The sequence below is a fragment of the Photobacterium aquimaris genome (assembly GCF_002954455.1).
Taxonomy (GTDB): domain Bacteria; phylum Pseudomonadota; class Gammaproteobacteria; order Enterobacterales; family Vibrionaceae; genus Photobacterium; species Photobacterium aquimaris.
The window spans coordinates 1,225,088-1,238,796 of the sequence record NZ_MSCC01000001.1 but is presented as its reverse complement, the minus strand read 5'-3'; the positions used below and the strand labels follow the sequence as shown (position 1 = coordinate 1,238,796).

At 37.8% G+C, this 13,709-nt stretch carries 13 protein-coding genes and 1 pseudogene; 8 read left to right on the top strand and 6 right to left on the bottom strand.

All coding sequences use genetic code 11. The features are described from left to right. The first annotated feature begins 278 nt into the window (after nt 1-278). The 5 genes from rlmKL (at nt 279) to rmf (ending at nt 6,968) form a co-directional block, all read left to right on the top strand. Nucleotides 279-2,417: a bifunctional 23S rRNA (guanine(2069)-N(7))-methyltransferase RlmK/23S rRNA (guanine(2445)-N(2))-methyltransferase RlmL gene (rlmKL, locus tag BTN98_RS05420; protein ID WP_060998087.1), complete on the top strand. Its 2,139-nt coding sequence runs from the start codon at nt 279-281 to the stop codon at nt 2,415-2,417. Further along, on the top strand, nt 2,418-2,678 hold the full coding sequence (locus BTN98_RS05415) for a glutaredoxin family protein (RefSeq protein WP_060998086.1): 261 nt from the start codon (nt 2,418-2,420) through the stop codon (nt 2,676-2,678). A 5-nt stretch (nt 2,679-2,683) separates the two neighbouring features. Next, complete coding sequence (uup, locus tag BTN98_RS05410) at nt 2,684-4,606, top strand: ATP-binding cassette ATPase Uup (RefSeq protein ID WP_060998085.1); 1,923 nt, start codon at nt 2,684-2,686, stop codon at nt 4,604-4,606. A 10-nt stretch (nt 4,607-4,616) separates the two neighbouring features. Next, complete coding sequence (locus BTN98_RS05405; RefSeq protein WP_060998084.1) at nt 4,617-6,623, top strand: DUF3466 family protein; 2,007 nt, start codon at nt 4,617-4,619, stop codon at nt 6,621-6,623. 171 nt (nt 6,624-6,794) lie between these two features. Further along, nucleotides 6,795-6,968, top strand: a complete 174-nt coding sequence (gene rmf, locus BTN98_RS05400; protein WP_036794667.1) for a ribosome modulation factor — start codon at nt 6,795-6,797, stop codon at nt 6,966-6,968. A gap of 286 nt (nt 6,969-7,254) precedes the next feature. On the opposite strand, the gene fabA is transcribed toward rmf, so the two are convergent. After that, nucleotides 7,255-7,770, bottom strand: coding sequence for a 3-hydroxyacyl-[acyl-carrier-protein] dehydratase FabA (gene fabA / locus BTN98_RS05395; protein ID WP_045029019.1), 516 nt, complete (start codon nt 7,768-7,770; stop codon nt 7,255-7,257). A 68-nt stretch (nt 7,771-7,838) separates the two neighbouring features. Further along, entirely contained in the window at nt 7,839-9,554 is a 1,716-nt protein-coding gene (locus tag BTN98_RS05390; protein ID WP_060998083.1) for an AAA family ATPase, read from the bottom strand. A gap of 195 nt (nt 9,555-9,749) precedes the next feature. On the opposite strand from BTN98_RS05390, the gene matP reads away from it, so the two are divergent. The 3 genes from matP (at nt 9,750) to BTN98_RS05375 (ending at nt 11,049) form a co-directional block, all read left to right on the top strand. Continuing rightward, on the top strand, nt 9,750-10,211 hold the full coding sequence (gene matP, locus BTN98_RS05385; RefSeq protein ID WP_060998082.1) for a macrodomain Ter protein MatP: 462 nt from the start codon (nt 9,750-9,752) through the stop codon (nt 10,209-10,211). Nucleotides 10,212-10,276: 65 nt separating this feature from the next. Beyond that, nucleotides 10,277-10,582: a DUF3634 family protein gene (locus BTN98_RS05380; RefSeq protein ID WP_060998081.1), complete on the top strand. Its 306-nt coding sequence runs from the start codon at nt 10,277-10,279 to the stop codon at nt 10,580-10,582. 62 nt (nt 10,583-10,644) lie between these two features. Beyond that, complete coding sequence (locus BTN98_RS05375) at nt 10,645-11,049, top strand: PPC domain-containing DNA-binding protein (RefSeq protein ID WP_060998080.1); 405 nt, start codon at nt 10,645-10,647, stop codon at nt 11,047-11,049. Nucleotides 11,050-11,078: 29 nt separating this feature from the next. On the opposite strand, the gene BTN98_RS05370 is transcribed toward BTN98_RS05375, so the two are convergent. From BTN98_RS05370 to BTN98_RS05355, 4 genes and pseudogenes are all read right to left on the bottom strand, one after another. Then, nucleotides 11,079-11,324 carry a hypothetical protein gene (locus BTN98_RS05370; RefSeq protein WP_060998079.1) on the bottom strand — a complete coding sequence of 82 codons (246 nt, stop codon included), beginning with the start codon at nt 11,322-11,324 and terminating at the stop codon, nt 11,079-11,081. A 122-nt stretch (nt 11,325-11,446) separates the two neighbouring features. Then, on the bottom strand, nt 11,447-11,860 hold the full coding sequence (locus tag BTN98_RS05365) for a hypothetical protein (protein WP_060998078.1): 414 nt from the start codon (nt 11,858-11,860) through the stop codon (nt 11,447-11,449). After that, entirely contained in the window at nt 11,850-12,632 is a 783-nt protein-coding gene (locus tag BTN98_RS05360) for a winged helix-turn-helix domain-containing protein (RefSeq protein WP_060998077.1), read from the bottom strand. The genes BTN98_RS05365 and BTN98_RS05360 overlap by 11 nt, the downstream gene beginning before the upstream one ends. Before the next feature lie 380 nt (nt 12,633-13,012). Further along, nucleotides 13,013-13,700: pseudogene (locus tag BTN98_RS05355) on the bottom strand (transposase family protein); the annotation flags it as partial. Nucleotides 13,701-13,709: the final 9 nt, after the last annotated feature.

The following is a 13,709-nucleotide window of genomic DNA, read 5'->3' as shown; positions in this document are numbered from 1 at the left end:
TACTTAATCAATACATAAGCTTATTTACTGTTTCTTGTGGTGGTTAATTGGTTTTGTATTAAATTTAAAACTAGGAAATGATACTTTTTGCACTATTGTTCTCTTTTAGAAACTATCTTTATTGCGATGAATTTTTATCCAAATAGGTCAGTGAGAATGTTGATAAGGAATCAAAGGCTGCTTTTTTCACTTAATTCGTGAATTGATTGTGCTAAAAGCGAGGTATTTAATGTGATTTCAGTTATAATTCCACGCAATATTAGTGTGAAAAGAACGCCATGAATCAATATTTAGCGATTACTTCCCGCGGCCTAGAAAACTTGCTTGCGGATGAACTAGAACAATTAGGTGCACAAAACATTCAAGTTGTGCATGCCGGTGTCCGTTTTAAAGCCGATCAAGCTATGGCTTATCGTTGCTGCCTATGGACACGTATTTCCTCTCGAATCATCCAAGTGTTGAGTGAGTTTAATGTCCGTGATGATATGGACTTATACTTAGGCGCAACGGCGATTAATTGGATGAGCCACTTTGATAGCAATACTCGTATTGTGGTTGATTTCAATGGTACTAACCGCGAAATCCGTAATAGCCAATACGGTGCGATGAAAATCAAAGATGCGATTGTTGATCGTTTTACTAAAGCGGATCTGCGTCGTCCAAATATCGATCGTGAAAATCCAGATCTACGTATTCATATGCGACTTTCTGGTGAGAAAGGTATCCTTGGCCTAGATATGGCGGGTAGCGGTTTACACCAACGTGGTTACCGTAGCGAAGCCGGTCGTGCGCCTTTACGTGAAACCCATGCTGCTGCATTAGTGATGAAAAGTGGCTGGACACCAGAAACAGCATTGTTAGATCCAATGTGTGGTTCTGGTACGTTAGTGATTGAAGCCGCTATGATGGCAGCCGAAATTGCACCAGGCCTTAAACGTAAGCGTTGGGGCTTTGAGTCAATTAAAGACTTTGATAAAGAAGCATGGTTAGAAATTCATGCAGAAGCGACAGTGAAAGCGCGTCGTGGTCCATCAAAAGTAACGACCAAGTTCTTTGGTCGTGAAATGGATCAACGTGTATTAGCCATCGCTCGTGATAACGCTGGTCGTGCAGGTGTGAAGAGTCTGATTGACTTTGCATACGGTGATGCAACACAACTGATTCGTCCTGAAGGTTTTGATACAGGTATCATTCTTTGTAACCCTCCTTACGGTGAGCGTTTAGGTACAACATCTGAACTTATCTCGTTATACAAAGAGTTTGGTAACCGTTTAAAGCTGGCTTTTGAAGGTTCAGTTGCAGCTATCTACTCTGGTTCAAATGAATTGCTAAGTTGTATGCGTATGCGTGCAGACAAACAATTTAAATTAAGTAACGGTGCATTAGATTGTGTACTGAAAACATACTTAATTACAGCTGGTAGTGTTAAGAAAGAAGACGGCGAAAAAGAAGGCGTTATTGTTCAAGAAGACGTAGCACCAGATTTTGCTAACCGCTTGAAGAAGAATATTGCCAAGTTAGGTAAGTGGGCTAAGCGTGAGGGCGTAGAGTGTTACCGTATTTATGATGCGGATCTTCCTAACTACAATGCTGCTATCGATAAATACAATGATTACCTTATCATTCAAGAATACGCGGCACCAAAGACGGTTTCAGAAGAAACAGCCCGTCGTCGTATTATGGATGTATTACGTGCGACGATTGAAGTAACAGGTGTTGAGCCAAATAAAGTTATTTTAAAAGTACGTGAGCGTCAAAAAGGCCGTAATCAATATCAAAAGCTATCAAGTGCAGAACGTCACATGACAGTGGATGAATACGGTATTAAATTTAAAGTGAATCTTTATGATTACCTTGATACTGGTTTATTCTTAGATCACCGTATTACACGTCGTATGCTAGGTAAAATGGCAGCAGGGAAAGATTTCCTTAACTTATTTGCTTACACCGGCTCGGCAACGGTTCATGCAGCAGTCGGCGGTGCTAAGTCGACAACAACGGTTGATATGTCAAATACGTACTTGCGTTGGGCTCAAGAGAACATGGAGCTTAATAATCAAGTAGGTAATCAACATGAGTTTGTTCAAGCTGACTGTTTACAATGGTTACAAGAAGTTGATGATACGTTTGATCTGATTTTTATCGATCCACCAACGTTCTCAAACTCTAAGCGTATGAAGCAGACATTTGACATTGAACGTGATCACATCATGTTGATGGAAAATCTAAAGCGTATGCTACGTCCAGATGGACAAATTGTATTTTCGAACAATAAGCGTCATTTCAAGATGGATCTTGAGAAATTAACTGAACTTGGTCTACACGCTAAGAATATTTCAGATAAGACATTACCACTTGATTTCGCTAAGAATAAGCAAATCCATAACTGTTGGATTATTACCCACAAGGAAGACTAAGTGTTAATCACACTTTATAGCACACAAGGATGTCATCTCTGCGAGCAAGCTTATAGTTTGCTGGTGGAGATGGGGGTGCAGCATCAAGTAAGCATCGTTGATATTGCCTTTGACGATGCATTATTCTCTCGTTACGGTGTAACAATACCCGTACTCTCAATTTCAAATCATGATGATCACACTATTTCAAAGCCAGAACTACATTGGCCGTTTGATCGAAATAGGATAGCAGCATGGTTAATTACTAATGAGCTTGGTTAAAAAAGATGGCACTAATTAAAATCAGTAACGCCCAACTGGCCTATGGCGATCATGCTTTACTTGATAAAGCAGAATTTCTTCTTCATTCTCATGAACGTGTTTGTCTTGTTGGTCGTAATGGCGCAGGTAAATCGACATTAATGAAAGTGATTGCTGGTGAGGTATTACTTGATGACGGTAGTATTCAACGTCAAAACGAGCTAGTAGTTTCACGCTTAGAACAAGATCCACCACGTAATGCTGAAGGTTCTGTATTTGATTATGTTGCAGAAGGCCTTGCTGATGCTGGTCGTGTATTGCGTGAATATCATCACCAGTTAGATTTGGTAACAGAAGATCCTAGTGAAGCAAACATTAATAAGTTAGCACGTATTCAAGAACAAGTTGATCATCATAATGGTTGGCAGCTTGATACACGTATTGCCGCAGTACTAGAAAGTTTAAAACTAGAACCACATACTTTATTAACCGACCTGTCTGGTGGTTGGCAACGTAAAGCAGCACTTGCGCGTGCGCTTGTATGTGATCCTGATATTCTATTATTGGATGAGCCGACGAACCACCTTGACGTGACGACCATTGAATGGCTAGAAGGTTTCCTTAAAGATTTCCGTGGTTCAATTATCTTTATTTCTCACGACCGTGCATTCATTCGTTCAATGGCGACTCGTATTATCGACTTAGATCGTGGTCAATTAGTGTCTTTCCCTGGTGACTATGAAGGTTACTTAGAAGCGAAAGCTGAATTACTTCGCGTAGAAGAAGAACAAAACGCGTTATTTGATAAGAAACTGGCACAAGAAGAAGTCTGGATCCGTCAAGGTATCAAAGCTCGTCGTACCCGTAATGAAGGTCGCGTACGTGCACTTAAAGCATTACGTAATGAACGCAGTGAGCGTCGTGACGTTGTCGGTAAGGCTGATATGCAGCTACAAGATGCTAACCGTTCAGGTAAGATTGTCTTTGAGGCTAAAAATATCGGTTATAGTTACGGTGATAAGCAAATCGTTAAAGACTTTAGCTTTAATGTTATGCGTGGCGATCGTATTGCATTAATTGGTCCTAACGGTTGTGGTAAGAGTACGCTGATTAAAGTGATGCTTGATAAATTACAAGCAACAGAAGGTGACTTCCATTGTGGTACTAAATTAGAAGTAGCTTACTTTGACCAATACCGTGAAATTCTAGATCCAGAGAAAACGGTAATGGATAACCTTGCTGACGGTAAGCAAGAAGTAACTATTAACGGTAAAACACGTCATGCGTTAGGTTATTTACAGGATTTCTTATTCCACCCACGTCGTGCTCGTACTCCGGTTAAAGCGCTATCGGGCGGTGAGAAAAACCGTTTATTATTGGCGAAATTGTTCCTTAAACCTAATAATTTATTGGTACTCGATGAACCAACAAACGATTTAGATATCGAAACATTGGAACTTTTAGAAGATATTCTTGCCAATTATCAAGGGACATTACTTTTAGTAAGTCACGATCGTCAATTTGTTGATAATACTGTGACTACAAGCTGGATTTTTGAAGGTAATGGCGTTGTTAACGAATACATTGGCGGTTACCATGATGCTCAATCTCAGCGCGCTAATTCTTATGCCAATCAAGCAAAAGAGCAGGCTGCTCAAATTGAATTAGCAAAAAAGAAAAAAGCTGATCAAGAACAGAAACAGCAACAAGCGACACCTAAACGTGCAGGTAAGAAGTTATCTTTTACACTTCAACATGAGCTAGCTGCTTTACCGCAAAAAATTGAAGACTTAGAAAATGAAATCGCAAAATTGCAGGAACAAGTTAATGATCCTGCGTTCTTCTCGGATCCGAAGAATGATACTCAAGCGACACTAACAGCTTTAGCCAAGTTAGAACAAGAGTTTGAAGTAGCATTTGAACGATGGGAAGAGCTGGACGCGATGTAAAGGAACCCTAATGCCAAATAAGATTTTAAAGCTTTCTACACTTGCGATTTTAATTGCTGGTGCTTCACAAGCCAATGCTGCTGTGTATACGGTTGTACCTGTTGATCAGAATAGTACATTAAAGGATCTGCCTTATTTTGATAATGCGCAATCTGGTGCTCCACTTGTATATTCAAGTACAGGCATTCAAGACTCAGGTACTGATGCAAGTTGTTTTACAGCAGATTGTACAACTGAAGCGTATAACGTGACGAGTAAAGCAAGTCGTGGTTCAGAAGGTACACCGATTGCAGATACCACGCCGTATAATCAAAATAGCCAAGACATAACAACGCAATCTCAATTACGCTACTATTGTGAAAACAATCTTGGTTATGGGATTTGTGATTCATGGGCCGACAATCAGTTTTTTGGACGTGATTATTCTGAAGATGATGTATGGAATGGTCAAGGTTTAGGTGGCTTACAGAAAAAACAAGCAGCTTGGATTAATGGCTACCATTCTAATACTCAAGGTTTAGTTGATGGCATACCAACTACTTCATTTGCATCTACGATTGCTGGGTATGATGGCACGCAAAAAGAGAATCTAGGTTCAATTGTTGCAAATACCACAGATAGTATTGTTAAAGGTGCTGTAGGTACTGATTTTGTTTATGGTATTACATCATCGGCATTATTTGAAAATGCCACGGGTAAGCCAAGAGCATTTAGCAAACGTGGTTTTGTTAATGTAAATGATAAATCTGTTCAATTAGCGCCTGTAACGACATCGAATGAACTTGTTTCAAATATGGGACAAACTCAAGCGAATGCTGCTGTTGCTATGAAGGACGGTAATCTACTTGTTGTTGGTTCATCATCTTATGCGCCAAGCTTTTATGCTCAAGATCGCGATGGTAAATTCCGTGAAGATACGAATAAATTACCAAACGTTGATGATATATTAAAAGATAGCTCAAAAGGTTTAGATTTTAACAAACTTAAGCAGTGTGCGATTAGTCCATCTAATAATCTATACGTTAATTGGGAATGTCAATTTAGTACATTTGCTAACGAAGCTGCATTTTGGATCGTTGATGCTAATGGTAGCAAGACATCGATAGCTGCAAGTGCAATTACGGCAGGTAGTGGTGATAATCGTGCGGGTTTAGCTGTAATTGATAAAGACAATGAAGCGTTATCATTCCAAGCATCGGCACAAGCAGTTGCACTAAAGGGTGACGACACTCCAATTGCTGTAGGTTACTCTACTGCAGATGTCAGAGATGACTTCTATGCAATGCAAGCGACTTACTTCACTCCTAAGGATAGTAGTTTAGCGTCATGGACTGCGACACCTATTCCTGGTTTGAATATTAAACCAGGAGATGATCGTGATTTTACTTACACGATGGCAAATGGTGTTAATAGTAGTTCTGTGATTGTTGGTGATGCAAAAGGTAATGGTACAAAGCCACAACGTGCATTTATCTATCAAGTAGGTCAGGGCGATGCTAAGTTCTTTGATCAATTAGCACCTTCACTGTTCTTTAAAGACTCAAACAGTAACGCGGCTGCGATCAATAATAATGGTCAAGTTGTCGGTTGGGTTGATGCAGAAGCAAGTAACGGTGCTGAAGCGCGTCATCGTGCTTTTACTTATATCAATGGTACAGCTCAAGGTCCGTTAACGACTGGTGGAGCTTGGATGCTTGATGATTTAACCAATGATGGCGGTGCTGCTAACTCTGTTGCTAACTCATACCGTATTATGAATGCAACTGGTATTAATAATGCTGGCGTGATTTCAGCTACAGCGTTCTATTGTGCTGGTGGTTATGAGAATTTAAGTCAACTTGCATCTTGTAATGGTGATGAGCAACAGGTTGTTGTTAAGTTAGTACCTAAAAATACTGATGCAGTTATTCAACCCCGTGCAAAAGATGAAGATCAACCTTATAAGCGCTCAGGCGGTTCTCTAGGCATTTTAGCTTTGACAGCACTTGGCTTTATTGGTTTCAGAAGAAGAAAATAATTTATTAATTAAATTGTTTATTTGCAACGGGCTCACAAATTGTGAGCCCGTTTTGTTTTTAGGCTTGATCAATCTCGAAATTTGACCCATTTTTAATAAAGGAGTTATCACACTCCTGCATTACTTTATTGTAATGAAAGTACCAAACAGATAAGGAATGAGGATCGAACTATGAAGAGACAAAAGCGGGATCGTTTAGAACGCGCACAAGCTCGAGGTTATCAAGCCGGTTTGAATGGCCGTTCTACAGATGATTGTCCGTACAACGGTACAGACGCCCGTACGAATTGGTTAGGCGGTTGGCGAGACGCAAGAGAGGAAATGCAACAAGGTCTCTATAAATAAGATAACCTCCCTCATGGTTAACCTTTCTGATGCCCCTTAGGAGAAGGGGCTTTTTATTGTATAAAAAGTGATGATTGCCATCATATTTATAAGTTAAGGTTTGTTTACCCTTTGTGAAATGCAATCTTATACTTTTTTTCTTGGTTGAGATTGCTAGGTAAGATGGCAATTGTTAAAAAACAGCCATGTTTATATTTCGCGGCGTTTGCTGGTGGACATATAAATATGAGATAAAAAAAAGCTCTGAAGCAGGCTTCAGAGCTTGGGAATTTAAACTGGAAAAAACTTAAAAGTTGTCGGTATCTTTAAACAGACCTACTTTAAGATCTTTAGCGACGTAGATTTCTTTACCGTCAACAAGTACGCGGCCATCAGCAACGCCCATAATAAGCTTACGGTTGATAACACGTTTAAGTTGAATATCGTAAGTTACTTTTTTCGCTGTTGGTAATACTTGACCAGTGAATTTAACCTCACCTACACCGAGTGCACGACCTTTGCCTTCGCCACCTGACCAGCCTAGGAAGAAACCAACAAGTTGCCACATTGCATCAAGACCAAGGCAACCAGGCATAACTGGATCACCAATGAAATGGCAGTTGAAGAACCATAGATCAGGATTGATATCTAATTCCGCATGGATAAATCCTTTGCCGTGGTCTCCACCTTCAGCAGAGATATTAACAACACGGTCAATCATCAGCATATTATCTACTGGTAGTGATGGAAATTCAGGACCGTATAGCTCGCTTTTACCACATGCAACTAGTTCTTCGTGTGTATAAGAATTCTGGCGTGTCATTAGAATCGTTTACTCCTTCAAAAGTATGCTAGCAATTTAGCTTACACGTGTAAGCTAAACAACTCGGATCAGTTCTGGCCCAACCAGTTAGAAATGGCAAATTTAATTCGATTAACAATACCAACTTCGTTAGAAAGATCACCATGATGGAAAAAATCAATACGCTCTTCAATTAAAGAGAGGATAGTTTCATCTTCTTCATTTTCACTACGGAAAGGTTTGTTAGTAAGAAGAGGAATTGCTTCATCAACATTATTTACAGCCCATACGTGGAATTGTTTTGCTTTAATTGCTTCAATCACTTCATCATTTAAACACAAGCTTGATAGATTGGTGTGCGGTAAAATAACGCCTTGATTGCCAGTAAGGCCTCGATGAACACAAACCTTATAGAAACCTTCAATCTTCTGATTAATACCGCCAACCGCTTGTACACGACCGAATTGATCTACTGCACCTGTAACAGCAACCTCTTGATTGATAGGTTGTGATGATAATGCTGACATAAGGGCACAAAGTTCAGCAAGAGATGCACTGTCACCATCGACTTCAGAATATGATTGTTCAAAAACAATAGATGCCGAATAGGGAAGCGCTTGGTCTAAATCAAGCGCTGTAGCAACAAAGGCTTGCATAATCATCATGCCTTTTGCGTGAATGTTTCCGCCAAGTTCAACTTTGCGTTCAACATCAGCAATATCGCCATCACCAAAGTGAACCACACAAGAAATACGAGCAGGTTCGCCATAAGCACTAGGATGGCCAGGCATTTCAACGACGGTTAAGCCATTTACTTGTCCTACTTCTTCACCTTCAGTTGCGATTAAAACTTGGCCGTGATGGATATCTGCAATTGCACGCTCAGGTAAGTATGACTCTCGATATTCTTTTGCTCTTAGTGAGGCTTTAATGTGCAGTGCAGTGATTGGATCGCCTTCAGACTCTACAGCGGCTTCTGATAACAAATTCAAATGCCATAATGGGCATAATGGCAATCGTGTTTGATCTTCAGCATGTCGAGCACCTGCCTGCAATACAGCGTGAATTGCATCAGAATCAGCAAGTGGTGGTAAACCATATTGATGGGTAATGCCTTTAATATAGCTCAAGTAATCTGTTAGCGTTGCTTCGTTTAACAATAAATCTTGTTCAAACTCACCATACATTGCCAAGCCGTCACTTAAATCAGGTTCTGCAGTATCAAGTTCAGCCATCAGATAACGCTCACCAATGATCACAAGCTTCACATTAACGCTTTCTGGTGCTGGTAGGTTATAAAGGTGCTTATTTGATATTGGACGCCATTCAAGCTGGCCATTCGTTAGTACATTTTTTAATTGTGGCCATAAGCTTGGATCACTTAAAATAGCAGTAATCGATAAAACAAGATAACCGTTATGTGCTTGATGTAAGAGGCCATGTTTTAATTGAGATTGCGTTTCACCGCTTTTAGCTGGGTAGACTGCGCCAAAAAGCTTTTCATGAGTGACGTTGTCACCTGCAATGATAATCGGCTGTGTTACATTATTTTCATTATTATTACTTGATTTGTTAATGCTTTTTTTTAGCAATTCAATAATGTAATCACGATATAAGGTGTTATCAGAAGCCGTAATGCGTAGAATGCGTGGCTGTAAATTCATCGCGGTGAAGCGGCGTACTGCATCTGATAGGCGAGATTGGAGAATGCCAACCAGAGTAGGGTTTAAATCATCATATTGATCTAAAACGTGCTGATATGGGCTGTAATCAGGAAACATGTTACGCCAAGATTCTTCATGCATAAATTTATGATTTCTATTGTTACTGTGAAAAGATGTGCAGTATAAAGCAATCAAAGGGCTCATAATAGACACTTATCGTCTATATTTAAATTTCAATATTAAGGTGATTTAATATTTAGCGAAGAGATTGTTATTTTACCTCTATAGAGTTACACTGTAACATCCAGTCTAAATAGTTTGAGAACTATCAATCCTATGAAATATCAGCAACTTGAGAACCTTGAAGCAGGTTGGAAATGGACTTATTTGGTTAAAAAATGGAAAGAAGGAGAGGCAATAACAAGCTTTGTAGATCAAAGTGAAGCGGATGGTGCAATAAAAATATTACTTGATCTTGAGCATGAGCCAACCAAAGTTATCGAGTGGATTGATAATAATATGGCTAGTACTTTAGAGAATAAATTAAAACAAGCTATTCGTGCTAAACGAAAGCGACATTTTAACTCAGAACAGAAACATACAAGAAAGAAATCTATTGACTTAGATTACCGAGTTTGGGAAAAGCTAGCTGAAAAGTCACAAGAGTTAGGTTCAACATTGTCGGATACTATTGAGTATTTGATCAGCGAAAGCTCTCGCACAGAGCAAGCTAGTCAAAAAGAATCTGATTTAAAAAATGATTTTAACCAACAACTTAATTCAGATTCTTTTGAGTAAAATACTTTTTGATTTAGTCGTTGGTACTTCTCTTTCAGTTTAATTTGATTATTAGGGAGTGTGTAATGGAATATGTTCTTTTATTAGCTATTGTGGTTGTTTTTCTTGTGTTTAAGGATCGCCCTATAATGGTGCTCGAGTTTAAAGATGGCGAACTCATTAAGTCAAAAGGACAAGTACCAACGGGATTTCAAAAATCTTGTCAAGAAATCGCACATAAAGAACCATTTTCTGGGCGAATTAAAGTATATAAAACACGATTTGCGACTAAATTTGATTTTTCAAAAACAATTCCAAATAAAGTAAAACAACGTATAAAAAATGTTTTTCCGCACAATACACCAACATCAAAACGTGGAAAAAGGGCATAATTAATTTAATAATGAAACGTTACCTATAAAGGTAACGTTTTTATTTATATAAAAGGTCATCAATGATAACACCTTATGCAAAACGATTGGTCAAAGGGGATGATTTACGTAATTCGCTACTAGAGCTTGTTAAAGTAAATGGTATTCAAGCGGGATCATTATTAACAGGTGTCGGATGTTTATCGCATGCTAATATTCGATTAGCTAATGAGAAGAACACGCTTAATATAACTGGCCCCTTAGAGATTATAACATTATCCGGAACATTAACTCCCCAACATATTCATGTTCATATTTCAGTTGCGGATAGGAAAGGGAATGTTTATGGAGGACATCTGATGCCTGGTTGTATTGTTTCTTATACTACTGAACTATGTATGGTCGCGTTTAACAATATGACTTTCTCTCGAGACTATGACCCTCAAACTGGGTTTGAGGAGTTAGTTATAAGTGATAAAACTAATTAGCCCAAGAATAATCATCTTGGGCTATATTATTATCGAATAGATTTTATTAATTCTTCTTTGCTATTAATGAATATCGAAATTTTTTGTTTTAATTCAATAAGTTCATTTTCTGCTTGTTGGCGTCGAATAGTCTCTTTTTCTAATTTTTCACCTATTTCAACGGCTAAATAACCACCTTTAATTAATGCTTTTGTTGTTACGTTTGTTTCTGTCAGAGATTTTAATGCTTCAATCATGTAGTGATGCTGCTCGATATCTCTAATAGTAATAGCCATAAATACTCCTAATTGAATACTAATAATATCAATTAGATGGTAATGAGTGAACTATTAATTCTAATGCACTATAACTTTTTATTTCTACTTAAAATAAAAGCCACATTCATGGCTCTTATTATTTAATTAACTATTCTTTTGCCTAATAACACATTAGGTGCGTTATTATTACTACAAAAATAAGTAGAACCTGATATATAAATAGCGCTACCTGTACGCAGTGAATCAATAAAAAAACTATTAAACATTAGCTGAGAGTTATTTTTACCAATATGCTCAAAACCTAATAAATAATAATGGTTTTGAAAACGTAAAAATAAGCCATCAAAGCGGCTAGGGTAAGCATCTTTTCCATTAGGTAAAAATGAAATCGATGCATGCCCGTCATTCAATTTTATTTTCAATATTTCTTTTAATTCAATAGTATTCTTTACTGAGAATTCATATGAAGCTTTGGTATTAACAGAGCTTATTATTGCCTGTATCATTAAAAATACAAGAGCACTAACAATACCAATAAGCGCTTTATTTAACACTACAAATTTCCTGCTTAATAGTAGATGAGTAATTAATAAATTGACCATTACTTACACTAAATAATTGGTAGTAATTACATGATTTACTAATAGGGAACGCATACCATCTACTTATGCTACTATTGTCATTCTGTAAAATAGCATTTTGTACTGGTTTTGGTAAATCAACACCATTATAAATAACCGGTAACCCTTCAACAGAAGTCGTATCCATGAAAAACAGGAAACGATAACAAATTATTAACGTTGTAAAGAAAAATATTATTCCTACAATAATTTCAAACAAGTTAATATTACATTTGGGTGGCACCACATCTGTTTTTACTTTATTTGATAAGCTTAACGGCTCTTTATTTTCTACTTCTTCTTTAAAAATAATTGGTTGTACATCACTCTCATCACAAATAATATCATTATTTTTAGGAGGGTGAGAACCATCATCAATAAGCGCTGATTGTCTAATACAATAACCCAGCTTTGGCTCTGTAGTTATTATTTTATGCTCACCGATTTTTGCAAAAGCAGTTCGTAAGTTTTTGATTGCGACAGTTAAAGAATTGTTAGTCACAACTTTTCCTTGCCAGCAGTCAGTTAATAATACTTCTCTATATATTGTATTATTCGCTTTTTCAGCAAGAAGAGTAAAAATTAAGGTTTCTGATCGTGAGGCTTTAATAAAAGCACCATCACTAATTCGAGTTATGGTTCTACGTGCAAAATCAACATCGAAACGCCCAATACGTTTACAATCGTCGTTTACTTCATCGTTCATTATTATTCTTATCTATCAGTTTTAGCTATAAATCGATAGCCAAATTGTCATCAAATACACCATACCGAAATGGATAAAGCGTCTTAGTATTTTATACAAAACAGCTAAATATGCAATTGTGAAACAAGTATAACTAACATAAAATCGATATTAACACGATAGTTTGAATGATTTTCAGGAGTAATATTTAAGCCATCTATACCTTATTGTCTAGCTTTTAAGTATTAAGGTGTTATTTATTGATATTAGGAATACAAGATAGTTGATGGAGAAACAAACAAAACTAGAGATAGAAATGAAGAATAAGGTAGGTGGAAGTAGAAGTTTTTTTTACTGCGTGTGTGTAAATCCATATTTGCAATAACCATATTGGATTTTATCGATTCGCATAATGGTCGATGCATGTCTTTAGGATATTGAGCATCTTTAGCAAAACGTTGGTTAAAATCAGTGATAAAGTCGGGGAGTCACGCATTAGCTTGTTCAATATTATCAATGTGTTGTAAACGTATTTCTTTGACTAAGCGATCTTGTAAGGTTTTGGCATCTCGTTCTGTTTCGCTAAAGTGTAAGTTCATCAGTTTGCCGGTGGCATCATCAATGAAAACCAACAAACAACATTTGTTACTGCGGCCTTCAAACCAATCATGATGTGAGCCATCTATCTGAATTAACTCACCATAACAATCACGGCGATGACGCGGTTGATAAACACGAGGCTTACGTTTGAAATGTGGTACCCAAAGGCCATCTGCGATCATCCATTGACGTAAAGTTTCTAATCCAATTTTAATGCCGTGACGTTCAATCAGTTTTTCACGCGCTAACGTGGGTCCGAAGTCTGAGTAATATTCGTGGATGAGATTTAAACATTGATGTCGTATATCAGCATTAATTTTATTGCCTAGTGATTGTCCGCGACGCAGCACCAAGATCTCGATAGCGTGTTATTAATCGTTGAACCTGACGAACACTGACATTAAGAAGCTGAGCAGCATCTTTGCGTCTGATCCGTTTTTCGCAAACATCACGAATTGTACCTAAGCGAAATATCTCTTTGTCATTCATGGTCACCAA

Excerpts from the sequence above, each read along its gene's own strand:
- rlmKL (WP_060998087.1), top strand. The coding sequence starts at position 279 with ATGAATCAATATTTAGCGATTACTTCCCGCGGCCTAGAAAACTTGCTT.
- uup (WP_060998085.1), top strand. The coding sequence starts at position 2,684 with ATGGCACTAATTAAAATCAGTAACGCCCAACTGGCCTATGGCGATCAT.
- BTN98_RS05405 (WP_060998084.1), top strand. The coding sequence starts at position 4,617 with ATGCCAAATAAGATTTTAAAGCTTTCTACACTTGCGATTTTAATTGCT.
- rmf (WP_036794667.1), top strand. The coding sequence starts at position 6,795 with ATGAAGAGACAAAAGCGGGATCGTTTAGAACGCGCACAAGCTCGAGGT.
- fabA (WP_045029019.1), bottom strand. The coding sequence starts at position 7,770 with ATGACACGCCAGAATTCTTATACACACGAAGAACTAGTTGCATGTGGT.
- BTN98_RS05390 (WP_060998083.1), bottom strand. The coding sequence starts at position 9,554 with ATGCATGAAGAATCTTGGCGTAACATGTTTCCTGATTACAGCCCATAT.
- matP (WP_060998082.1), top strand. The coding sequence starts at position 9,750 with ATGAAATATCAGCAACTTGAGAACCTTGAAGCAGGTTGGAAATGGACT.
- BTN98_RS05380 (WP_060998081.1), top strand. The coding sequence starts at position 10,277 with ATGGAATATGTTCTTTTATTAGCTATTGTGGTTGTTTTTCTTGTGTTT.
- BTN98_RS05375 (WP_060998080.1), top strand. The coding sequence starts at position 10,645 with ATGATAACACCTTATGCAAAACGATTGGTCAAAGGGGATGATTTACGT.
- BTN98_RS05370 (WP_060998079.1), bottom strand. The coding sequence starts at position 11,324 with ATGGCTATTACTATTAGAGATATCGAGCAGCATCACTACATGATTGAA.
- BTN98_RS05360 (WP_060998077.1), bottom strand. The coding sequence starts at position 12,632 with ATGAACGATGAAGTAAACGACGATTGTAAACGTATTGGGCGTTTCGAT.